We start from the raw sequence: 21319 nt of genomic DNA, 5'->3' as shown, positions 1-21319 counted from the left end.
GTATTTCTCTTTTATTGTCTGCATGCTATCGCACATTAACGCTACGCTAATTAAGCAGTGCCAATTCACTATCAATATCAAACAAATGGCAATGTGCCATATCGAAATGCATATAATGACTTTCACTATGTTGAATATTGTTCTTTGGATCAAAGTGGCAGCGAGAAATAATCTGCTCTTGGCCTAATACACAATACAGATAAACTTCATTCCCCATCGACTCAACGACTTTAATGTAAGCGAGTTCAATATTCTGTTGTGGCTCTGAGGTTGCGTCATCAACGGATCCTTTTGCAACCACTGAAATATGTTCTGGACGCAGTCCAAACCACACGGGTTGACCGATTTTATGCGCGACTTTTTCGGCCTTTCCCGCGGGTAATACGAATCTTGACCCTTTGTCTAATTGAATATACGTGAGGGTATTCTCTTGGATCAGTGTCGCGCGGATCAAGTTCATCGCCGGCGAACCAATAAAACCAGCAACAAACTTATTGGCGGGATACTGATACAAGTTCATTGGCGTATCAACTTGCATGATTTTCCCTTGGTCTAGCACGCAAATACGATCACCGAGCGTCATAGCTTCGACCTGATCATGGGTCACGTAAATCATCGTTGCATTTTGACCCTCGGCTTTTAAATCCTGGTGTAACTGGGCGATACTAATGCGGGTTGCCACGCGTAATTTTGCATCCAAATTTGACAGGGGTTCGTCAAATAAAAATACATCGGGCTTACGTACCATCGCTCGGCCTAAGGCGACTCGTTGGCGTTGTCCTCCTGACATTTCACCGGGTTTACTGTCGAGTAAGTGAGTGATTTCTAAGGTTTCTGCCGCGTCACTAATGCGACGTTCTATTTCGCGTTTATTGATTTTTTGTTGTTTTAAACCAAAGGCCATATTCTCATAAACAGACATATGCGGGTATAACGCGTAATTTTGAAATACCATCGAAATGCCACGGTCTTTGGGCGGTAAATTATTTACACACTTGTTCCCAATCATGATCTCGCCATTGCTGATTTCTTCTAACCCAGCAATCATGCGCAATGTGGTGGACTTGGCACAGCCAGAAGGGCCAACAAACACCATAAACTCACCTTCATTAATGGTGAGATCGATACCGTGAACGGCTTTAAACCCATTTGGGTAAACTTTTTCTACCTGACGTAGTATTACTTCAGCCATGTGATTTCCGTATTAGTTATTAGTTATTAGTCGAGATTAACAGTGAGTAATCGTCATCAATAAATCGCTATTAAAGTCAGCAACTGAATAGAGGACGGTATCAGCGTAAGGCTGCAGTTCGTCTTCGGTTGCTGTACCAGTTAAAACACCGATGGTGCTAGCGCCTGCATTACGGCCAAATTTCATATCAGAAACGGTATCGCCAAACATGATTACTTGTTGTGGCACTAAATCACACTGTTCACAAAAAGCATGCAATAACGCGGGTGCTGGTTTCGGGGCAATATCGCCATCGGAATAACCAACAAAATCGAATAAATCGATCAACTCAGCCAGCATTAAACTGTAGAGGGTGGCGTCTTTACTGTCTGCTGTGGCAATGCCGAGTCTAAAACCTTGCTGTTTTAGGTTAAGCAGTTTTGCTTTAATACCGGGTAAGGCTTGGATAAGGGTTGGATTGTCTTCAACCTGTTTATTAAACAGCTGCTTTACTGTGCGGCTAAACTGAGCCTTATCACTGCTTAGTTGTAATAATTGATACCAAGCGTCAGCCGTATCTTCGACTGGATTTGAAGCAAGTAAACCATGATTATCAACATCATTACCGTGTACCCCAATTGCCGCTAATAATGCGACGTCATCAAGGTGATGGTTATTTTCTGCGGCGTAGGCCGTTAATGTATCTGCCGCCGCGCCTTGTGCGACGTGTAACCACATTTGATGAAACTCCAGTAATGTACCGTCTTTATCGAACAGTAAACCTTTAATTTCCATTCTTATTTATTAACTCCATTAGTTCGCCCCAAGTTCCAACTAAAGGCTGGCTAAAGATGGCTTGTGTACCGTTATAAATCGGGTTGATGACGCCTTCAAATTCAGATGCTGTTGGGTTATCTAACTGACCGCGGCGGATATCAATTCGTAACCAGGCATATGTGCTCATATCCACTCGAAAATGGGTATCCTCGGTCGTGAGTTTAATGCGTTTTATCACCTCACCGTCTGCGATACATTCGGCATAATAGTCTGTGCTGTTATCTGTCACTGCCAGACTGTAATCGACTACATTGTTGCCGACATCTTGGCCAGGTAAGACTGCACCAGAATTAAGTTGAAAAACCAACCCACATTGACGTTCTAAATAAACATGTCCTTGGCGTAGACCTTGTAAAATACCGTTCCCCGATAAGGTATCGGCATAGACAAAGGTACTTGGATCACCATAGATAGATGGCTCTGTGGCCTTGGCATTGCGTTCATGGGGCTCTAAGTGTGAGTCACTGCCACCAACGGCAGCGATACGATGGCCACTGTTCCATATGTGCGTTAATAGGATTAATGCATCTTCGGTGGCTTTGGGGGATGTTGACCAGGTTGGATCGCAGCAGACTTCAAAGGTATTTACTTTTGCTAGCGCGATATGGTCATAACGCCAGGGCCAAGGTTTCATCATTGGATGGTTAATACTGATATTGCCTTCATCTTGCGCAACTAGACTGAGTCCCTGTTCAATCAATGCGGCACTGGAATAAGCGGCATTAAACATATTGAGCGTGCGGCGCGGGCCATGCACATTAAAATGACCTTGGTCTGTGGTGATCTCGATTGCAGGTAACATTAATGTCCGTTCACAAACGGGCAGTGCAGGGTGGCAAATATTGTGCTCGGTGATAAAAAAGAAATCGAGCGCTTGTTGTTGGGCTATTTGTGCTGCCGCGGCGAGGGTATTATTGCCATCGGATAATTGCGTATGGGCATGTAAATCACCACGGTACCAAGCAGCGTTATTGTTTTTAACGTGGTGGTAATCAAAATGAATGCGGTGATCAAGCGGAGCGTCGTCATCGGCCATTAAACAAGCATGCGTTTGCGTGGCTAACAATTTGTCATTACTGCTATATTCGGGATTGATATGCTCACTTAATTCAACATCAATCGCATAGTGCATGGCTTTTGGGCTTCTGTTTTCACCTTCAAGATTATACAGGTGTAATTGCCAATCGCCAGGAGGTAAATGACCCGAAATACCACCAAATGAAGCCGATTTTGACGTTAAAATTAAGGTTTTTTTGGCTTTTTCAAATAACAAATTTGCACGTAACTGTTGCTTACTGTCATACAGATAGGCATATAAAAAGCCTTTCTTTACGGTCGTTCCAGTAAGGGTGAGGGTATTAATATTGGCGTTAACATTAAAATTCAAAACGCGATGGCCAAAGACCAACTCACCGGTAAAGTTCAACATGGTAAATCCTTGTTGCAGTAGTAATTTTGGTGATGAATGCGGTGCACTCATCACCGGCTTTATCAGACTTAACGATTTGCGCGATCTAATGCACGTTGTGCACGTTTTGCCGCTTGTTTAAGCGCTTTCTCTGCGGGTATATTTTCGATTTGCACCTGATCCGCGGCGATACCGAGCGCATCAAGGATCTTACCTTTGGTCGGATCGAAAAAGTCTTTACTGGCAAACCCAGCTTGTTTTAACGGGATCAAGGCTTGTGGGTTTTTCGCCGTATAAGCTTGATATTCAGGCACTTGTCTGACACTTTCACGTACCGGGATATAACCTGTTAACATTGACCAACGAGCGGTATTCTTTGCATTGGTATAAAATGCCATAAACTCAAACGCGCCTCGTGATGCTTTATCGTCGGTGCCTTTGGGCATGACAAAGGTCACTGCTCCCGCTTGCGGTGCTGCCGGGTTGTTATCCCAACCTGGTTGTGTGGTCGCAGCGAGTTTTGTGAAGTCGAGATCGCCTTGATCACCCGATGAACCGGTATAACCCAATGCGCGATCTTTCACTACGTCATCAATAGTTTTGTACCAGTATTCCCAACCTTGACCACCGTGATGAATACGCATGGTTTCATCTTCATGGATCCATTTACGGAAACTATCCCAAACTGTGATCCATTCTGGTGAATCAATAAGAATGGTTTTACCGTCATCACTGATCACTTTAGCGCCGTTAGAGAACGCCGCATCCATGAGGTTATTTCTGCCCCACATTGGCTCCCAACCATAAAATGTGGTGTTACCTTTAGCATCTTTTTGGGTTACTGCCGCTGATACTTTCGCGACGCCCTGCCAAGTGCTTAAGTCTTTTTCAGTAAATCCGTGAGCAGCCAATACGTGTTTGTTGTAGTAAAATATCTGCGTAGTACCGTAAGCGGGTAAACCATATACGATGCCATCTGGCGTGGTTACTTGCTGGCGGAAGGCTCCGAGAAAATCATTGAAATTAAATTCACTGTCCATATAAGGCCGGACATCTCGAACCAGATTACGTTCTGCCATCATTTGTGCTTGAGTCGAATCGAGTAGTACAAATTCGGGCGCTGTTTTTGACGCTAACCCAGCTTGTAACTTCTGATAAGTCTCAGTGTAATTGCCTTGCAAGGCACTCTTAATCACATACTCATCCTGACTGTTATTAAATTCAGTGATCAGTTTTGTCATTAATTTTTGTGGTTTTGTGCCACCAGAATACCAAAAGTCCACTTCGGTTTTCGCCATTGCGCTACCAGCGAAAGCGAATGCGCCCACTGCGTAGCTAGAACATACAATTGCTAATGTTTTCAGTTTCATATTTATTTACTCTTTTACACCGTTATCGGCTATGCCGGACAAAATTGTTTTTTGACAAATAATGAATAAAATCAACAGCGGTAATACAGCGATGGTGCTTGCTGCCATTATCTGTGACCAATTTAAGCCGTAGTTACCTTCGGCAATAAAGAACTGTCTAATACCGGTCGCAATCAAATTAAGATCTTGCGAGGTGATCAACAGGCTTGGCCACATGTAACTGTTGTAGTTAGTAATAAAGGTAATCAGGAACAAGGTCGCTAATGCTGATTTGCACTGGGGCAGCACGATCGCCCAGAGAATTTTAACTTCTCCGGCACCATCAATTCGCGCAGCTTCAATCAGTGATGGATGCACTTTTAAAAATACTTGGCGCAGATAAAACACCCCGAACACACTCGCTGCATTGGAAATAATCAAACCAGTATGACTATCGAGTAGGCCCATATTGGCCAAGGTGATATACGACGGAATATACGTCACCGCACCCGGTAGCATGTAACAGGCCATGACCACAAAATAGAGTGCGGTTCGTGACTTAAATTTAAGTTGGGTGATGGCATAAGCAAACATTGCTGAGTTAATCATCACGATAAGTGTGGTGAATAACGCCACCGTAAAACTGTTCATGATGTACAAACCAAACGGCGCACTGTTGAATGTTTCTACAAAGGTTTCCCAACGAAATTGTTCTGGTAAAATATTCAGTGGATTACTGAATATTTCATCATTGGACTTCATCGAGCCTGACAGCATCCACACAAATGGGAACACCATAATTAAACCCGAAATTGTTAAAAAACCATGTTTGAGCAGTGCTAAACCGGTGGGTTTTAATACTGCTTTAGCCGGTATATTAGTGACGGTTACTTGTGTTGCTATGGTGTTTTTATGTTTACCTGTTTGGCTGTTAGCCAAGGGTAAATCGATGGATTGAGTTGTCATCCGTCTTTTCCTTAGTAATATATCCAACGTTTACCCATCTCGGTGTTAACCAGTGTTAATACACCCGTGATCAGTAAAATGATTAATGAGGTTGCTGCCGCAGGGCCCATATCGTATTGCTCAAATGCTTGTTGATAGAACAAATATAATAAGGTTCGAGTACTGCCACTTGGACCGCCTTGCGTCAGGATCTGGAATTGATCAAACGCTTGTATCGCAGTGATCATATTGACAATGATCAGGAAGAAAGTGGTTGGCGAAATTAACGGTAAGGTGATCTTTATAAAGCGTGTCCACGGGCTACAGCCATCAATTAATGAAGCTTCATAGAGTGATTCAGGGATCTTATTTAACGCACTGATGAAAAATAACATAGTCCAACCAACGGCTTGCCACACGGTAACAATAATCACCACGATCATGGCGGTATCACCACTTTCTAACCAAGGAATAGGTTCAAAGCCTAATTTACCCAGCAGTAAGTTTGCTAACCCGGATTTAGTTTCGAATACCCATGACCAGACAATTGATACGGCCACGGTTGGCGTGATCCAAGGTGAGAAGATAACCGCGCGGTAAAGTTGGCTGCCTCGGAAGTTTTTATGCAGTAATAAAGCAAACACTAAACCTAGCATTATCGTTGGGATCACAACACCCAGTGCAAACACGAAAGTATTATTTAACGCATCCATAAAATAACTATCTTCAAACATGTATTGATAGTTTTCTAAACCGACATAGCTATATTTTGGCGAAATGTAATCCCAGTCTGTAAAGCTGATATAGATGCTCCAGCCAAATGGCACAATCCAAAAGGTCAGTAGCGGGATCAACAAAGGTGTGATAAATAACAGTACCTTTAGTTTTTCCGAGATTGAGTGCGAGAGTGCGTGCGAATTAATCTTCATGATAAAGTTTGTCCTTAACTGTATGTGAACATCATAGGTTGGCACTGTGACAAATTGGCTTGTGTCATCATCATATTTTCCATGGTTAGCCATAAGAAAAACTGATGGCGTTATTGGTATCTTGTTGGTGCAACCAATCACAAAAAAAATTAACCTTGGCGCTGCGTTTATTGGCGGTGATGATGTAATGGCTTGAATCAGACGGCATGCTGCCATTCAGTGCTAAGGCTAGTTCGCCAGAAGTGAGTGCTTTGTTTGCCACTAAAGAACGCACCAGCATTAATCCAATACCTTGTTTCGCCGCTTCTAGACCATGCAATGAATTACTTATTTCGAGTTGGATACTGGGTGGCACGGGGGCGATATCATGGTGACAAAGCCATTGCATCCAGCTTTCTTCATAGCCCTTCACTTGAATGGCTGGTAGTTGGGAAATGTCTTTGTTGGTGAGTGCATCAAGATGCAGCTGTTTGAATGCGGGGCTGCACACCATCAACCATTGCTCTTGGCATAGGCGTTCGGCTTGGGTGTCCTCGCTGTCAATAAAACCATTGGTGATCTCAATATCAGCTTCGCTACAAGGTTGCCGCGATGGCCAGTCGACTAAGGTCAAATCTAATTTGATGAAAGAAAACTTATTGCTGAAATCGGCCAGTTTGGGAATTAACCAATTATGACCAATAGAGGTGTTGGCCTTAATGCGTAACACATCGGATTGTTGCTTTCCGAATAAAATTTGTGTTTGTAGTTTAAGATGTTGCAGCGATCCGGCTACCACTGGCAAATACTGTTGTGCTGCCTGGGTTAAAGTAACACCACGCTGATTGCGAATAAATAAAGTGCAATTGAGAAATTGCTCAAGGCTTTTTAGTTGTTGGCTTACCGCCGCTTGTGTCACGTGGAGTTCACGCGATGCAGCACCAATTGAGCCTAATCGAGATACGGCTTCGAAAGCCAAAAGTGCACGTTGTGGAGGAAGCATGCATTGCCTTAACAAGTAAATTGTTAAAGTAATGGATTGTTATGACAGTAATATTAAAAAATCGGCAATATGAAATTAATATTACTGTTAATCCTGATTTTATTTAAGGTAATAACCTTAATCAGTGGCTTATGGTAGTAGAAAATACATTAATGATGACGCTGCCAAGTAAGATGAGACTGATCCCCAGAATGGCGACCCAATCCAGTTGTTGGCCATACCATAACCAACTGATCATCGTCACCAGTACGATACCTGCACCACACCAGATCGCATACGCGACACCAATTGGTACTGATTTAATGGTGATAGACAGTAAGAAAAATGCCACTGCATAGCAGATAAGCACGACCGCACTCATTAAGGGCTGACTAAATTGTTGCGTTTTTGGTAGCAGGGAAGTCGCGATTACCTCAAAAACAATGGCAAGCAGCAGCAGTAAATTAGGTGGCAGGGCCGTGAGTATTTTTAGCATGGTTTCTTATCATTTATGTCAACATTAGTCAGCGCGCCACCATACCTGAATAAGATGACAGTATCTATAGTACAAGCATTAGATTTAATGATGTTGCCATTAATTTAAATTAACAACTTAGTCTTGATAGGTTAATTAATTGCCTATTTAGCAGGGTAGTGTCGACTTGGTTCGTCTAGCGACTTATTTTTCATAAATCTGTTATAAATATGTAACTAAAACGTCATTGTAAATAATTTTGGTAAACAGCTGTGCACTTAATGTTATTTTTTGTATTTACTTTATTTAATGTAAGCTTATGTATTTACAAAGTTTAACTTTTTATATTTATGTTTTCAATAAAATATAAATACTGATGGATCATTCTAGTGTACACGTGTAAGCTCTTTTTAACTTTTAGGGAGAACGCGACATGTTTAATGATTTAACTAATAAATTGTCATTGACGTTATTTAATAACGATACGTTTAAGGCTTATTTTTCACCATTTTCAACCAAACCTGTTGCTGTACTTATGGGTGACATGTTCGCCGCGAAGGTTGTTGCAATAAAACCTGAAAATAATGATATGTATTCATTAACATTAGCGGTTTCTGGCAAGGTCAATGCGCAGTCATTTTCTTTCCAGCCTGGTCAATATGTGGAACTGCAGGTAAAGAAAAATGGCAGTTACGTTAAACGCCCTTTTACTATTTCATCGCCGCTAGCGCAGTTACAACAAGATAAGACCATCACCTTAACCATTAAAAAGCAATCTAAAGGGCGAATCACGCCCTGGTTAGCAGATGCTGTTGAGAAGGGTGATCTATTCGGTATTTCACCCGCAAAAGGTGATTTTTTACTGAGTGCTGCTTTATTGCATAGCGCAAATAAACAGGAAAACAAAGACGTTATATTTATTGCTGGTGGCAGTGGTATTACCCCCTTCCACAGCTTGTTAATGTCACATGTCGCTAATAATCCGACGATTAATTTTACGTTGCTGTATTTTGTACGCGCTAATCAACATGTGTTGAGCGATACCTTGGTTGCTTTAGAGCTAGAACACGCAAATTTCACCTTGAAGTTATTACACAGTGAACGTGATGGTTATTGCTCTAAAGCGCATATAAACGCGATCACCAGTGAGTTAAATGACTGTGCTGTATATATCTGTGGTCCAAATAGCATGATGGATAGTACGCAAACATTATTACTTGATATGGGCTTAGCACAGGACGCTATTCACCTCGAACAATTCGGTCTGGCGAGTTTCAGTAATGTCGATGTCACTGCCGTACGTAACGTTTCATTTACCACGACCAACAGAAATGTTGTTGTGAGTGAAGACAACCAGCAAACATTATTAACCTTGGCTGAGGACAATTATGTACCGGCTAAATATGGTTGCCGTATAGGTATTTGCCAAGAGTGTAAGTGTAAGAAGGTAAGTGGCGTGGTTTATAACAGTCAAACCAAAACCTATTCCGATACCGGTGAAGAAGATATTCAGATTTGTATCAGTGTTCCAGTGACGGACGTCGTGATTAATTTATAGGGAGAGCGTAATGGCAAAGTTAAATGAACAACAGTTAGAACAACTGGCGATAGACCTTGATGCTGTGAAAGCAAGGGCAATGAAAGAAGTCGGCAGTGTTGATGAGCGTTACATCAAAAAAATTATTCGCTTGCAACGTACGTTAGAAATCTCTGGGCGTATTTGTCTCGTACTGGGCTTTCTTTCATTGTATTTTTGGGGTGTAGGTGTGCTGCTATTAAGCGCGTCGAAGATTTTAGATAATATGGAAATTGGTCATAACGTATTGCATGGTCAATATGATTGGATGAACGATCCAACGCTTAATTCACAAACGTTTGAATGGGATATTGCCTGTAGTTCGGAGTCCTGGAAGCGTGTGCATAATTATGAACATCATACCTACACTAATATTGTCGGTAAGGATCGTGATTTTGGTTACGGATTATTACGCTTAAGTGATGATTTTTCTTGGCGTCTACGTAACTTGTGGCAATTTGGTACTTATCTTGTGTTAAGTGCTTTATTTCAATGGGGTATCGCCTTTCATGAAATGGCGGGCGAACGGGTATTCTTTGGTAAAAGAAAAGCCAGTCGTGAGTCACATGTTGATATCGAACATTTAAAAAAAGTGTTCTACCGTAAATCAACACGCCAAATATTAAAAGATTACGTTATTTTTCCTGCGCTTGCCGGCCCATTTTTTGTGATGGTATTATTGGGCAATATAGCGGCTAATCTAATTCGTAATTTTTGGACTTCAACGGTTATTTTCTGTGGGCACTTTCCAACTGAGGTATATAGCTTTACCGAAAAAGAATGTGAAAATGAATCCCGTGGTCATTGGTATTATCGTCAGATCTTAGGCTCGGCAAACTTAACAGGGCCTAAATGGTTTCATATTTTAACGGGTCATTTGAGCTGTCAGGTAGAGCATCATTTATTCCCAGAGGTGCCTGCGCATCGTTATGTCGCTATGTCGAAAGAAGTGCAAGCTATTACCGCTAAATACGGTATCGCGTACAACACAGGTAACTTCTTTAGCCAGTATACTTCTGTATTGCGACGGGTTATTTATTTCTCATTCCCAGTCGGTAAAGTCACTGGTAAGAATGCGGCACTTTACCCTCGATTGTAACGCTTATTAAAATCAGTGATACTGACTCGTTAACTGGCAATAAGTAAATATTAAAAAGCCTGACTAGGTGAATAGTCAGGCTTTTTTGTGCGTCCAATATGAGTGCGGCTATACGCTATTTATGCAGGCTTGTGCTGTTAGTAAGCTAATTGTTATTGCTCAGTTAACGGTGACCAAGCTAATTGCGGCCAGTGCTGCGCTTGCGCATGGCGGGCTAACTGTGGGCAAGGGTTAACAACATGGGGATATTGACTAAATTCACACAAAGGCAGATCGTTAATTGAATCCGTATAAAAATAAGTATCAGTAAAGATCTCGGTTTGCTCTGCTAACCAAGATTCTAAGCGGGTTACTTTGCCTTCTCGATAACTGGCCACGCCGAGAATGTTGGCCGAATAACAACCATCCTCAACTAACATATCGATACCCATCGCATGGTCGATACCGAGTTGCTTGGCTACTTTTTTCACAATGAAGCTGACCGTCGCCGAGATCAATACCGTGGTGATATTGTCTTGTTTAAGCTGTGCTAATAGCTGCAGTGCTTGCGGAAATACCATTGGCATAATGTATTTTTCGACACATTCATCCACCAAGCTATCGACTTGTTCTTTAGGAATCTGCGCAAGCGGTGCCATGGAAAAATTAAGGTATTCAGGCATATCCAATTTACCCGCAGAATACAGCGTCATTAAACGTTGATCTTCAGTGAGAAATTCGGGATCGGTAATGATGCCTTTAGTCACTAAAAACTGATGCCATAATATCGCGCTATCAGCACTAATCAGGGTTTCGTCCAGATCAAAAATATACAGTGGTTGGCTCATGTCATTCATTTCCTTAACTCACTTGTTGTAATTCATTTAAATTAAACAGCAGCTCTAGCGGAGTGCCAGCCTCGAATAACCGCTCTGATGAACGATTAAGTAAATCCACGGTAATATCACAGCCTTTGACTGATACTTGATAGCGGATCACATTGCCCAATAACTGATGACTTTTAATGATGCCTTGGGTCGGAGCAGAAATATGCTCACCATAAGTACGACCTGCTTCACGTACATAAATTGATTCTGGGCGAATCGCCAGTTTGCCATTGATTTGCATATTAAGCACATCTTGCGCTTGTTGCGGCGACAATAAATTATAATTACCCATGAACCCGGCTACAAATTCATTGTGTGGTTGGGTGTATATTTGCTCCGCACTGCCTTGTTGTACTATCGACCCTTCATTCATTAAAAAGATACGATCAGACATGGTCATGGCTTCTTCTTGATCATGAGTCACAAATACCGTAGTGAGGTTAAGTTCTTTTTGAATATCACAAATTTGTTGGCGTAAGTGCTTACGAATACGGGCATCCAATGCTGACAGTGGTTCATCAAGTAATAATATTTTTGGCTGTACCACTAATGCTCTCGCCAACGCCACACGCTGTTTTTGGCCGCCTGATAATTGATGCGGATACTGGTGTTCTTTGCCTTTTAGTTCGACCAATTCGATAACGCGAGCCACTTGTTTGTTTATTTCATCTTTGCTCAGTTTCTTCATTTTTAAACCGAAGGCGATGTTATTTACCACCGTCATATTTGGGAATAAAGCATAAGATTGAAACACCATACCTATGTCTCTTTTTTGTGGCGCTAAATGAGTAATATTTTGGTCTCCCACCCATATTTCGCCTGCTTCGACGTTATTCAGACCGGCAAGGCTGCGTAACAAGGTTGATTTACCACAACCACTGGGGCCGAGTAAGGTAACAAATTCACCTTCTTTGATGCTGAAGTTAATATCTGAAAATACGGTATTACTACCAAAGCTTTTTTGCAGGTTTTTTACAGTAACAAAACTCATGATGGAGCTCCTCGGCTAATACGGCTGGCCAACCAAGTGAAAATAAAAATAAATGCGAAGTAAGTCATTACTAACGCTGAGGTGAAGTGACCACTGGTCTGGCGCATATTATATAAATAGATTTGCAGGGTTTCATAACGCGTACCCACCAAGATGTTCGAAAATACAAATTCACCCAATAAGAACGAGAAAGATAAAAACAGTGAGGCAAATAACCCTTTCTTCAAATTAGGTAACACAACCATAAAGAATGCTTGCGCGGTGCTGGCACCCAGTAAGTGTGCTGCATCCATCAGGTCGGCTAAATTAATCGCTTCAAAGCTGTTGGCGATGGCACGATACATAAATGGCAGGGCAATGGTGAAATAGGTGCCGATTAAGATCCATGGTGTACCGACAATTTGAATGGAACTATCGGCATATATTTGCAGTAAACCCACGGATGACACCACAGGCGGCACGGCAAAGGGCAGTAAGATTAGTACATTCATCAGCCCATTTAATTTAGGGAAATAATAAAACACCACAAAGATCGCAGGAATGATCAACACACTACTTAATATCAATGCGCAGATACAAACAAACAGTGAGCGACCAAATGCGGCAATAAACCGCGGGTCTTGCCATAACTGACTATACCAACCGGCAGTGAAACCATTGGGTAAAATCGTCGCGCCCCAACTAGAGGATATCGAATAAATAAACGTCGCGAGGATAGGGATGAATAATAACGTCACGGTGCCATAGACAACGAATTTATGGATCGACGCAGCATTAGCGTTTTGCATGATAACTCCGGCCAATAAGCATTTGGTTAATGATGGTAATAAACGCCAGCAATAAGATGAGTAACACCGAAATGGCAGCGGCTAGATTAGGCTCTAGAAAAATATCGCCCGATACTAAACTGGCAATACGCACGGTGATGACATTGTAGTTACCTGACGTTAACGCATAAACACTGGCGTATGCCCCCATGGCATTTGCAATCAAAATAATAAAGGTACCGAGTAAGGCGGGTGATAAGACTGGCAGGGCTATGTAGCGCCAGAACTGCCAGGTTTTCGCGCCCAGCAATGCGGATGCCGCTTGCCAATCGTCACTTAACGCATCAAATGCCGGATACAGCAGTAGCACGGCGAGTGGTACTTGAAAATAGATATAAATGGCCAGCAGTCCCCATTGACCATATAAATTAAAGTCGTCAATAATGCCGTATTTTTTCAGCAGTAATGTCAGCGCGCCGTTAAAACCAAGAATAATAATAAACGCAAAGGCCAGAGGAACACCGCTAAAGTTGGCGGTCATATTGGTAAACGAAATGATCCAATCGCGTAATCCTGAATCAAAGCGGCGCAGCGATGAAACGAAACATGCGGCAATGATAATACCCACTAAGCTAGAGGTAATCGCTAACCACAGGCTGTTGGTAAATCCTTGTAAGATAAACGCTGAATCAAAGATCTCTTGATAATTTTCGAAGCTGAATGCTTCTTCATAAATGAAACTGTTGACCAACACCCATAACATAGGGGCAATTTGGAACATAAAAAATAGCAGCGCAAACGGCAGTAAGATTAATGCTGGTTTGAACTTCGTTAATGCCAAACGCTTATGGTTTGGCTTTGTGGTTGTTACTTGAGTAACAGGGACAGAAACAGTGTTCATAGCTTTATTTACGCTCTTTCAACAACTTGATTAATCGATCTGGATTGTTTGATCAATCGATCTGGCTTGTTTATTAATAGATCCCGATTGTAGGATTTATCATGGCTGGTTAACCCCAATAATTGGCAAACGTTGCCGCAAATATCCGTTTGTTTCATTGTTGCAGGCTGGTGGCTAAAACCGTCACCAATCACAAATAAAGGCACCGCGCGTTCTTCAGGTAAGATGCCGCCATGTGACTTATCATTATTCATGCCGTGATCACTGGTGATCATGATCTGATAGCCCGCTTGTAACCAAACATCCACATAGTTAGACAAGATGATATCGGCACGACGCGCGGAATTACGGTATTGGCTCGAATCCAATCCAAATTTATGCCCAGCATCATCGATGTTCATCGGGTGGATCAGTAAGAAATCTGGCTGGTGCTGTTGGCGTATATTCTCTGCGTCCAAAAACAACATTTCATCAGGGTAATGGTCTAGGTGATAGAAACAACCATGTTGAATATTCAAGCTTGGATCTTGGGTAAAGCGATCACGCACGGCATTGTAAGGGGCGATGTTATATAGCTCGCTCATCCAATGGTAAGCAGCCGCTGCCGTGGTGAGTGAGGCTTGTTTGGCTAGACTAAATATACTGCTATGGTGAGATAGACGAACAATATCATTATTCACTATGCCACTTTGTGCTGGTGTTACGCCCGTTAATAAACACTCGTACAGCGGGCGCGACAGGGATGGTAGTTCACTGATAACCGGATAAAGTGTCGCTCGATCTTGTTCGATTAATGCATTCAAGTAACCCATGCAATCACGGGCTACTTGATGATTAAGACCATCGAGAACAACAAGTATGACTTTATTGTTCATTGAATTCTCGTTATTTGATATGGATGTTTTGCTATTTAATATGGATCAGTACGTTTTCTTGCCACTGACGAGGTAGCTTACGGGTGCTTTTTTCCCATGCTTTAAAATTTGTTACCGGGTGCACATTGCTATATTGCTCAGCCGGTAATAACTTCGCTTGGATTGACGCTGGTAAAGTCACATTGTCACGAATTGGACGCGCGTAACCTTTGGCTAAATTGATTTGGCCTTGATCACTGAAGATGTATTCACGCGCCAGCTTTGCGGCATTGGGGTTTTGGGCATATTTATTAATGATGGTGGTGTAACCTGAAATAACCGAACCGTCTTGTGGTATCGATACCGTGAAACGATTACGATCAATTTTATCGCGATAGCTCAGGGCATTAAAGTCCCAAAGGATAGCGACTTCAACTTCGCCCTTTTCAAGATTAGCTAAACCGGGATCATTAAGGGATAGGCGACCTTGTTTGGCCAATTCGGCGAAAAACTTAATTGCTGGTTTCAGATTTTTTTCACTACCACCGTGGGCAAATGCAGCCGCAAGCACGGCATTATTCGCCTGTGATGCGATGCCCACATCACCAACAGTGACTCTATAATCACCTGTTAGAATGTCGTCCCATGATTTTGGCGGATTTTTGACTAAATTATTATTCGAGATAAATGAGATGGTGCCGGTATAAGCAAGTGCCCAGTGGCCGTCTTGATCTTTAGCCCAATTTGGAATGCTGTCCCAGGTACTTGGTTTATATGCTTGTGTTACACCTTGTTTCACGGCTACACGTGCAAAAGCAAAACCAACGTCACCGATATCTGCGGTTGCATGGTGTTTTTCGGCTGCAAATTTAGCCACTTCTTGTGCTGAACTCATATCAGTATCTTGGTGTTTTAAACCATAGATATTACTCAGATCAACCCAAGTATCTTTCCAGTTCGCCCAGCTATCTGGCATGCCGACACTGTATACAGCGCCTTCTTTTTTTGCAGCGACAATAATTGAATCAAGATTGTCATTGGCATTAACGGCCGTTGTCATCAAACTTGCGATTAATGTAGTACTGGTTAGCAACGTTTTCATTATCTCTATCTTCCTAGACAGGTGAGTAAGTTCGTTGTGTATGTTATGTCTGTTTTGTGACAGCTATGGTTGTTATTTATGACAGTTTAATGAAAGCGAGATGACAATAGATCGTGGTTTTAAGCATAATGAACGTTATATTAACTGGCTCGAAATTTAGAGTAATATACTGTTATGTAAAGGTTTGTAGGTAGGTTGTATCTTTCATGTGTTTACTATTTAGATTTATATATTTGTCCTGTATGATTGCGTTATTATTCTCAACAGAAGGTTGAACTAATAGGGATGTGAATGTTCATTAAGTTAATTAATGTTAAAAACAATATCACTAGAAAAAAAATTGCTATTGGTCGCAGGGACACTGTCTTTGCTATTTATCGCGTTAAGTACCAGTTATTTTTTGTATGTCCGTAATAATGTTATCGAACAACGTCGATGTGCATTGGAACCCCGCATTAAGTTTATCGGCTCTATTATCACCGGTTATTATCAACAATATCTTGACGGTGAGTTAGCATTATTAGACGCGCAGTCGCTGGCTATTGAAAGAATACATCAAATTAATAAAAACAATGATAATTACATTTTTGTGTTTACGGATCATTATATCTTACTTGAATCCATTAATAATTCTGTATTGCGTTATCAGAATGTCAAAGAGATCATGGACATTAATGGTGTAAAGCTCTATCAGCTTTTACATATCGAAGCGGTGACCAGAGCGAATGGTGGTTATTCTCGTTATTATTATTACTCTAACGTTAATGCCATACGTGAAGAGCAGGAAAAGATCTCCTATACGCAGTATTTTTCTCCTTGGGGCTGGATCTATGGTGAAGGTGTTTATATCAATGATGTCGATGCGTCTATTCTCAATATGCTGACGTCTAATTAGTCATACAATTCTCGTTTATGCTCTGATTGACTAAATATTTAAACCTCAGCTTGCTGGGGTTTTATTGTTTTCAATACAGACTTTTATTATGAATTAATCAATATCAATCGACCTCAACATCTGGCCCCCGTTAGTATTAAAATTGGCATTTTTATTGCATTAAAAACGAAATAACCAATATTTTGACGGTGTGATCAAGGAATCGAAAATGAGAAAATCAATAATAACTTCAGTGTTGGCAAGTGTACTGCTATCAGGCTGCGGCAGCGGTGGCAGTGATAGTAGTAACTCTGGTTCAGGTTCCGGTTCTACACCAATCACTAAATATACGTTTCAGTTTGTGCAATTAGTAGAACGAGATGAAGGTACAGGTTCTGCTAGTTGTACTCTGTTTGATGTTGACGGTCAGACGGTAGGCAAAGAAACATATGCAAAATTAGCAACCGATGTCACTGTTAAAATGTATGATGAAAATGGCGAGTTCGTCGAAGATTTATCATCTGCAATTACAGCTGCAGGTATATTAAGTATTGCTGAAAATAACGTAGCTGATGGTGGTTATATATCCGTTATTGATTCGCCGAGTGATACAGATACGTTCTACAAAGTATTATCAATCCAGAAATCATTACTGGGTGATCTTATTATTGACGTGAACCGAAATCAAGGTGATGTTTCTTGTTATACCGCGAACAAAAAAGCAACGTCAGATTCAGGCTATGCTTCGGTGCATACTACGGCTATTCCCGCGAATGCTTATGCTTTTAACTCATCGCAGAGTGAACTTGCTGCCGATATTTCTACGAGTAAAGAAGTCAGTGTATTAAATAATGAAGATGTACTAGTACGCGCTTATAATAACGGTTTATTAGTTGACTATGCGTTTGTCTCAACGCTAACCTCTGTTCAGTATAAGGATCCAACGCCTTTATCTGGTGTAACTTTCTCTACTCATAATTGGACCATCGGATTAAATCCTAATGAGCTTAATACGTTATCGGTACGATTAAATCGAGGTAATTACAGTTACCCATGGATTGATGCAACATTTGTTGCGGCCACGGGGGTGACGACTGGTTTTGTTTACGTAGATACGGAAACGAATTGGAGCTATAACGCTGCAGGTATAACAACCTCAAATTGGAACTTCAGACACAATGATGAATTACTACCTGTCTCATTAGACGTTAACCTACCAACAGAGTTAACGCTCAGTAATGACGATCCTGTCATTAATAACGTAGCGTCCAATTTTATGTTTCAAGCACAGGGTATTGATTCTACATTAACGCGCTTACAAAGAAGTGAATATGACATTCTTTATGACAGTTCGAATACATTAAATCATGTTATTTACAGTGAAGTAACAAGCGGTGGTGATGTGATCATTCCAGATCTTGCATTGGCTAACTTAGACAACCCGGAGCTGGATGCGACTAATCTAACTATCGCGGTATTATCGGCTGATACACTAACGGCTGATTTACAAACATTCTTCATGTATGAACATGCAGCTTCAGATTTGGTTTCTGTTGTGTTGTCACCCGCGGATACGGTGCAAAATAATAAAACCAAATACACGGACGCTTATACTTTGCTCAATCGTTAATACGCATCATGTAAATATAGGTTATTTACAAAGCCGCTTGTAAATATTAATGATAATAAAACCTCAGCTTGCTGGGGTTTTGTTGTTTTGGCCATCAGAACCGTTGACTGACAGCATGAACAGAGCGCGCAATTTGACTAAAATAGTTGTCGTTATGGTTGCTAATGAATGGAGTCACTGGGTAGACTGCTAGCTTGTCTGGTACTTATATTCAGGTAGTGAGTTTGTATGCACATAGTGAGTTTGGCGCGACAAGGAGTTGCAAATGTTGGTCTATAGCCTAGAAATGGTATGCATTGTTGCGTTTGCGCTCAGTGGGGTATTGGTCGAGTCTAATCGCGGTAAAGATATAGTCAGTATCATGATGCTCGGTTGGATCACTGCATTAGGCGGTGGCACCTTACGCGATCTTATTTTGTCTGCCGAGACCATCTTTTGGATCCGTGATCCCAGTTATTTTTGGACTGCATTGATCAGTGCGGTCATTGGCTTTTTCACGATTACTCACATCCGTAAAAATCGCCTCAACAAACTTATTATTATGTTTGATACCATCGGCGTATCGCTATTCTCGATATTAGTTACGCAACAATTATACAGCGGCGGTTACGCGGCTTATGTGTCAGTCTCTATGGGGTTGGTTACAGCCATATTTGGTGGAGTATTACGGGATATTCTCGCGCATCGCCAAACCTTGTTTAATAATACTGAGCTGTATGCAACTCCGATTATTTTAGGTTGTTGCCTGTATATTGTATTGGTTAACTTAAATATTGATATAACACTAGCGGCACTTATCTGTATGGTGTTGATTGTATCTATGCGCTTCTTTATCGTCGTGAAAAAGCTAAGTTTTCCTGCTTTTTTATTATTAAAATCGGACGGTTCCCCACGAAATTGAGGTGTCTTAATATTAGGACCGCGACTTCACACCATATTCTACATGCTTATATTTTTAAGTATTTCCCGCATCAGGTTATTGAAAATATCCCGCTTATTCTAAATTGAAAATCGATTTAATCACCAGACTTTTTGGTCATGAAAAGTTGTTTCACCTCACTATGCTCGTAGTCTTGAGTTAACTCCAATATCAACTCAGCTCAATAAGGTAACCATTTACTTAACCATTTACTTAATCAAGGTTCAATAATTATAGATTTATTAATCTGACCCAGTGTTGATAATAACAACATCTTAAGTTTGATTCTTAAGTCTAACTCTTATATATGCTGAGGTGAAAGATGAACAACCAAGCGACGCATGGCATCAGCCAAGCACAACTCGATGCCCACTGGATGGCCTTCACTGGAAACCGTGAGTTTAAAAAAGATCCACGCATAATCGTCTCAGCAGAGGGGAATTATTATACTGATGCCGACGGTCGGAAAATTTTTGACGGTTTATCTGGCCTATGGTGTTGTGGTGTTGGTCATAGCCGTCCGGAAATTACTGAAGCGGTGAGTAAACAAATAAAACAATTGGATTATGCACCTGCATTTCAATTTGGACATCCAAAGTCATTTGAACTGGCGGAGAAAATCGTCGAATTTATGCCAAAAGGGCTAAATCGCGTTTTTTATACCGGCTCTGGCTCTGAAGCAGTTGAAACCTCGTTAAAAATGGCGCGTGCATACTGGCGTAAAAAGGGCATGGGCAGCAAGACCAAATTAATAGGTCGAGGCTTGGGTTATCACGGTGTTAACTTTGGTGGGATCTCTGTCGGCGGTATCGCTGCTAACCGTTCGTTATATGGCCCCGCGGTAGAGGCTGATCATTTACGTCATACAATGCAAAGCGAAAATACTTTTGTCAAAGGCCAGCCGAAAACCGGGTATGAGCTTGCCAATGACTTACTCGATTTAGTTGCTTTGCACGATGCCTCGAATATTGCGGCGGTTATCGTAGAGCCAATGGCTGGGTCTGCCGGGGTTATTCCGCCGCCAGTGGGTTATTTGAACCGCTTACGTGAAATTTGCGACCAGCACAATATTCTATTGATTTTTGACGAAGTTATTTGCGCCTTTGGTCGCATGGGGGCAAATACCGGTGCGGAAGCCTTCGGTGTCACTCCTGATATTATTAATGTCGCGAAGCAGATGACAAATGGCACCATTCCAATGGGCGCAGTTATCGCCAAGCAAGAAATTTATGACACCTTTATGGAACACGGCGGTCCTGAATACATGCTGGAATTCCCGCATGGTTATACCTATTCCGCCCATCCAGTTGCCTGTGCTGCGGGGCTTGCTGCGTTAGAAATTTTACAAAAAGATAAATTAATTGAACGTGTTAAGGATCATAGTTCTTATTTTGAAGAAATGGTCCATAGCCTTAGAGGTTGTAAACACGTTACCGATATTCGTAATTATGGTTTTGCCGCTGGTTTTACTATCGCTCCAATAGCGGGAGAACCAGGATTACGTCCTTATCAAATCGCGATGAAAATGTGGCAGAAAGGATTTTATGTACGTTATGGCGGTGCAACTATTCAGCTTGGCCTGCCATTTACCAGTGAACGTGAAGAAATTGATTCGTTGATTAATGCCCTTGGCGAGACCTTTAACGAAATAGTTTAAACAATTTA

The 21319-nt window shown here is 41.6% G+C and carries 20 protein-coding genes; 6 read left to right on the top strand and 14 right to left on the bottom strand.

The genetic code is table 11. The annotated features are described in order from the left end of the window. Nucleotides 1-46 precede the first annotated feature (46 nt). The 8 genes from PE36_RS01180 to PE36_RS01145 all read right to left on the bottom strand — a co-directional run bounded on the left by PE36_RS01180 (nt 47) and on the right by PE36_RS01145 (nt 8096). Nucleotides 47-1192 (bottom strand): ABC transporter ATP-binding protein, encoded by a 1146-nt coding sequence (locus PE36_RS01180; RefSeq protein ID WP_006030098.1) that lies wholly within the window; start codon nt 1190-1192, stop codon nt 47-49. A 36-nt stretch (nt 1193-1228) separates the two neighbouring features. After that, nucleotides 1229-1966, bottom strand: coding sequence for an HAD family hydrolase (locus PE36_RS01175; RefSeq protein ID WP_006030097.1), 738 nt, complete (start codon nt 1964-1966; stop codon nt 1229-1231). Next, the gene (locus PE36_RS01170) at nt 1956-3437 is read right to left on the bottom strand and encodes a CehA/McbA family metallohydrolase (RefSeq protein WP_043993573.1); all 1482 of its coding nucleotides are present in this window, start codon (nt 3435-3437) and stop codon (nt 1956-1958) included. Before PE36_RS01170 ends, PE36_RS01175 begins: the two co-directional genes overlap by 11 nt. Before the next feature lie 68 nt (nt 3438-3505). Then, a complete protein-coding gene (locus tag PE36_RS01165; RefSeq protein WP_006030095.1) occupies nt 3506-4786 on the bottom strand; it encodes an extracellular solute-binding protein in 1281 nt (426 codons plus the stop codon). A gap of 6 nt (nt 4787-4792) precedes the next feature. Further along, complete coding sequence (locus PE36_RS01160; RefSeq protein WP_006030094.1) at nt 4793-5731, bottom strand: carbohydrate ABC transporter permease; 939 nt, start codon at nt 5729-5731, stop codon at nt 4793-4795. Nucleotides 5732-5742: 11 nt separating this feature from the next. Further along, a complete protein-coding gene (locus PE36_RS01155; RefSeq protein ID WP_043993572.1) occupies nt 5743-6639 on the bottom strand; it encodes a carbohydrate ABC transporter permease in 897 nt (298 codons plus the stop codon). 85 nt (nt 6640-6724) lie between these two features. Beyond that, on the bottom strand, nt 6725-7621 hold the full coding sequence (locus PE36_RS01150) for a LysR substrate-binding domain-containing protein (RefSeq protein WP_006030092.1): 897 nt from the start codon (nt 7619-7621) through the stop codon (nt 6725-6727). Between the two features lie 121 nt (nt 7622-7742). After that, complete coding sequence (locus PE36_RS01145; protein ID WP_006030091.1) at nt 7743-8096, bottom strand: multidrug efflux SMR transporter; 354 nt, start codon at nt 8094-8096, stop codon at nt 7743-7745. Nucleotides 8097-8508: 412 nt separating this feature from the next. On the opposite strand from PE36_RS01145, the gene PE36_RS01140 reads away from it, so the two are divergent. Together PE36_RS01140 and PE36_RS01135 are read left to right on the top strand one after the other, a co-directional pair. Beyond that, the gene (locus PE36_RS01140; RefSeq protein ID WP_006030090.1) at nt 8509-9633 is read left to right on the top strand and encodes a ferredoxin reductase; all 1125 of its coding nucleotides are present in this window, start codon (nt 8509-8511) and stop codon (nt 9631-9633) included. A 10-nt stretch (nt 9634-9643) separates the two neighbouring features. Continuing rightward, nucleotides 9644-10750: an acyl-CoA desaturase gene (locus PE36_RS01135; protein ID WP_006030089.1), complete on the top strand. Its 1107-nt coding sequence runs from the start codon at nt 9644-9646 to the stop codon at nt 10748-10750. 152 nt (nt 10751-10902) lie between these two features. Here PE36_RS01135 and PE36_RS01130 read toward each other — a convergent pair whose 3' ends face one another. Genes PE36_RS01130 through PE36_RS01105 form a run of 6 tightly spaced genes read right to left on the bottom strand, consistent with a single transcriptional unit; the run spans nt 10903 to nt 16231 of the window. Continuing rightward, nucleotides 10903-11577 (bottom strand): HAD family phosphatase, encoded by a 675-nt coding sequence (locus PE36_RS01130; protein WP_043993570.1) that lies wholly within the window; start codon nt 11575-11577, stop codon nt 10903-10905. A gap of 13 nt (nt 11578-11590) precedes the next feature. Further along, nucleotides 11591-12607 (bottom strand): ABC transporter ATP-binding protein, encoded by a 1017-nt coding sequence (locus PE36_RS01125; RefSeq protein ID WP_006030087.1) that lies wholly within the window; start codon nt 12605-12607, stop codon nt 11591-11593. Continuing rightward, entirely contained in the window at nt 12604-13395 is a 792-nt protein-coding gene (locus tag PE36_RS01120; protein WP_006030086.1) for an ABC transporter permease, read from the bottom strand. Before PE36_RS01120 ends, PE36_RS01125 begins: the two co-directional genes overlap by 4 nt. Next, nucleotides 13382-14275 carry an ABC transporter permease subunit gene (locus tag PE36_RS01115; protein WP_006030085.1) on the bottom strand — a complete coding sequence of 298 codons (894 nt, stop codon included), beginning with the start codon at nt 14273-14275 and terminating at the stop codon, nt 13382-13384. Before PE36_RS01115 ends, PE36_RS01120 begins: the two co-directional genes overlap by 14 nt. An 8-nt stretch (nt 14276-14283) precedes the next feature. Then, a complete protein-coding gene (locus tag PE36_RS01110) occupies nt 14284-15150 on the bottom strand; it encodes an alkaline phosphatase family protein (RefSeq protein ID WP_006030084.1) in 867 nt (288 codons plus the stop codon). Nucleotides 15151-15181: 31 nt separating this feature from the next. Continuing rightward, nucleotides 15182-16231, bottom strand: a complete 1050-nt coding sequence (locus PE36_RS01105) for an ABC transporter substrate-binding protein (RefSeq protein WP_006030083.1) — start codon at nt 16229-16231, stop codon at nt 15182-15184. A 310-nt stretch (nt 16232-16541) separates the two neighbouring features. On the opposite strand from PE36_RS01105, the gene PE36_RS01100 reads away from it, so the two are divergent. The 4 genes from PE36_RS01100 (at nt 16542) to PE36_RS01085 (ending at nt 21311) form a co-directional block, all read left to right on the top strand. After that, nucleotides 16542-17126, top strand: coding sequence for a cache domain-containing protein (locus PE36_RS01100; protein ID WP_006030082.1), 585 nt, complete (start codon nt 16542-16544; stop codon nt 17124-17126). Between the two features lie 208 nt (nt 17127-17334). Further along, complete coding sequence (locus PE36_RS01095) at nt 17335-18735, top strand: hypothetical protein (RefSeq protein WP_043993569.1); 1401 nt, start codon at nt 17335-17337, stop codon at nt 18733-18735. 265 nt (nt 18736-19000) lie between these two features. Beyond that, on the top strand, nt 19001-19636 hold the full coding sequence (locus tag PE36_RS01090) for a trimeric intracellular cation channel family protein (protein WP_043993567.1): 636 nt from the start codon (nt 19001-19003) through the stop codon (nt 19634-19636). Nucleotides 19637-19976: 340 nt separating this feature from the next. Continuing rightward, complete coding sequence (locus PE36_RS01085) at nt 19977-21311, top strand: aspartate aminotransferase family protein (protein WP_006030078.1); 1335 nt, start codon at nt 19977-19979, stop codon at nt 21309-21311. The last annotated feature ends 8 nt before the right edge of the window (nt 21312-21319 follow it).

Origin of the sequence: Moritella sp. PE36, from assembly GCF_000170855.1 — a bacterium.
Lineage (GTDB): Bacteria > Pseudomonadota > Gammaproteobacteria > Enterobacterales > Moritellaceae > Moritella.
Note: the sequence above shows the minus strand (reverse complement) of the source record. Positions and strands in the feature narration are given on the sequence as shown.

Bases quoted from the DNA above. Each gene is read 5' to 3' on its own strand.
- PE36_RS01150 (WP_006030092.1), bottom strand. From the start codon at position 7,621: ATGCTTCCTCCACAACGTGCACTTTTGGCTTTCGAAGCCGTATCTCGA.
- PE36_RS01120 (WP_006030086.1), bottom strand. From the start codon at position 13,395: ATGCAAAACGCTAATGCTGCGTCGATCCATAAATTCGTTGTCTATGGC.
- PE36_RS01090 (WP_043993567.1), top strand. From the start codon at position 19,001: ATGTTGGTCTATAGCCTAGAAATGGTATGCATTGTTGCGTTTGCGCTC.
- PE36_RS01155 (WP_043993572.1), bottom strand. From the start codon at position 6,639: ATGAAGATTAATTCGCACGCACTCTCGCACTCAATCTCGGAAAAACTA.
- PE36_RS01180 (WP_006030098.1), bottom strand. From the start codon at position 1,192: ATGGCTGAAGTAATACTACGTCAGGTAGAAAAAGTTTACCCAAATGGG.
- PE36_RS01160 (WP_006030094.1), bottom strand. From the start codon at position 5,731: ATGACAACTCAATCCATCGATTTACCCTTGGCTAACAGCCAAACAGGT.
- PE36_RS01115 (WP_006030085.1), bottom strand. From the start codon at position 14,275: ATGAACACTGTTTCTGTCCCTGTTACTCAAGTAACAACCACAAAGCCA.
- PE36_RS01085 (WP_006030078.1), top strand. From the start codon at position 19,977: ATGAACAACCAAGCGACGCATGGCATCAGCCAAGCACAACTCGATGCC.
- PE36_RS01095 (WP_043993569.1), top strand. From the start codon at position 17,335: ATGAGAAAATCAATAATAACTTCAGTGTTGGCAAGTGTACTGCTATCA.
- PE36_RS01145 (WP_006030091.1), bottom strand. From the start codon at position 8,096: ATGCTAAAAATACTCACGGCCCTGCCACCTAATTTACTGCTGCTGCTT.
- PE36_RS01140 (WP_006030090.1), top strand. From the start codon at position 8,509: ATGTTTAATGATTTAACTAATAAATTGTCATTGACGTTATTTAATAAC.
- PE36_RS01175 (WP_006030097.1), bottom strand. From the start codon at position 1,966: ATGGAAATTAAAGGTTTACTGTTCGATAAAGACGGTACATTACTGGAG.
- PE36_RS01135 (WP_006030089.1), top strand. From the start codon at position 9,644: ATGGCAAAGTTAAATGAACAACAGTTAGAACAACTGGCGATAGACCTT.
- PE36_RS01130 (WP_043993570.1), bottom strand. From the start codon at position 11,577: ATGAGCCAACCACTGTATATTTTTGATCTGGACGAAACCCTGATTAGT.
- PE36_RS01165 (WP_006030095.1), bottom strand. From the start codon at position 4,786: ATGAAACTGAAAACATTAGCAATTGTATGTTCTAGCTACGCAGTGGGC.
- PE36_RS01125 (WP_006030087.1), bottom strand. From the start codon at position 12,607: ATGAGTTTTGTTACTGTAAAAAACCTGCAAAAAAGCTTTGGTAGTAAT.
- PE36_RS01110 (WP_006030084.1), bottom strand. From the start codon at position 15,150: ATGAACAATAAAGTCATACTTGTTGTTCTCGATGGTCTTAATCATCAA.
- PE36_RS01105 (WP_006030083.1), bottom strand. From the start codon at position 16,231: ATGAAAACGTTGCTAACCAGTACTACATTAATCGCAAGTTTGATGACA.
- PE36_RS01170 (WP_043993573.1), bottom strand. From the start codon at position 3,437: ATGTTGAACTTTACCGGTGAGTTGGTCTTTGGCCATCGCGTTTTGAAT.
- PE36_RS01100 (WP_006030082.1), top strand. From the start codon at position 16,542: ATGTTAAAAACAATATCACTAGAAAAAAAATTGCTATTGGTCGCAGGG.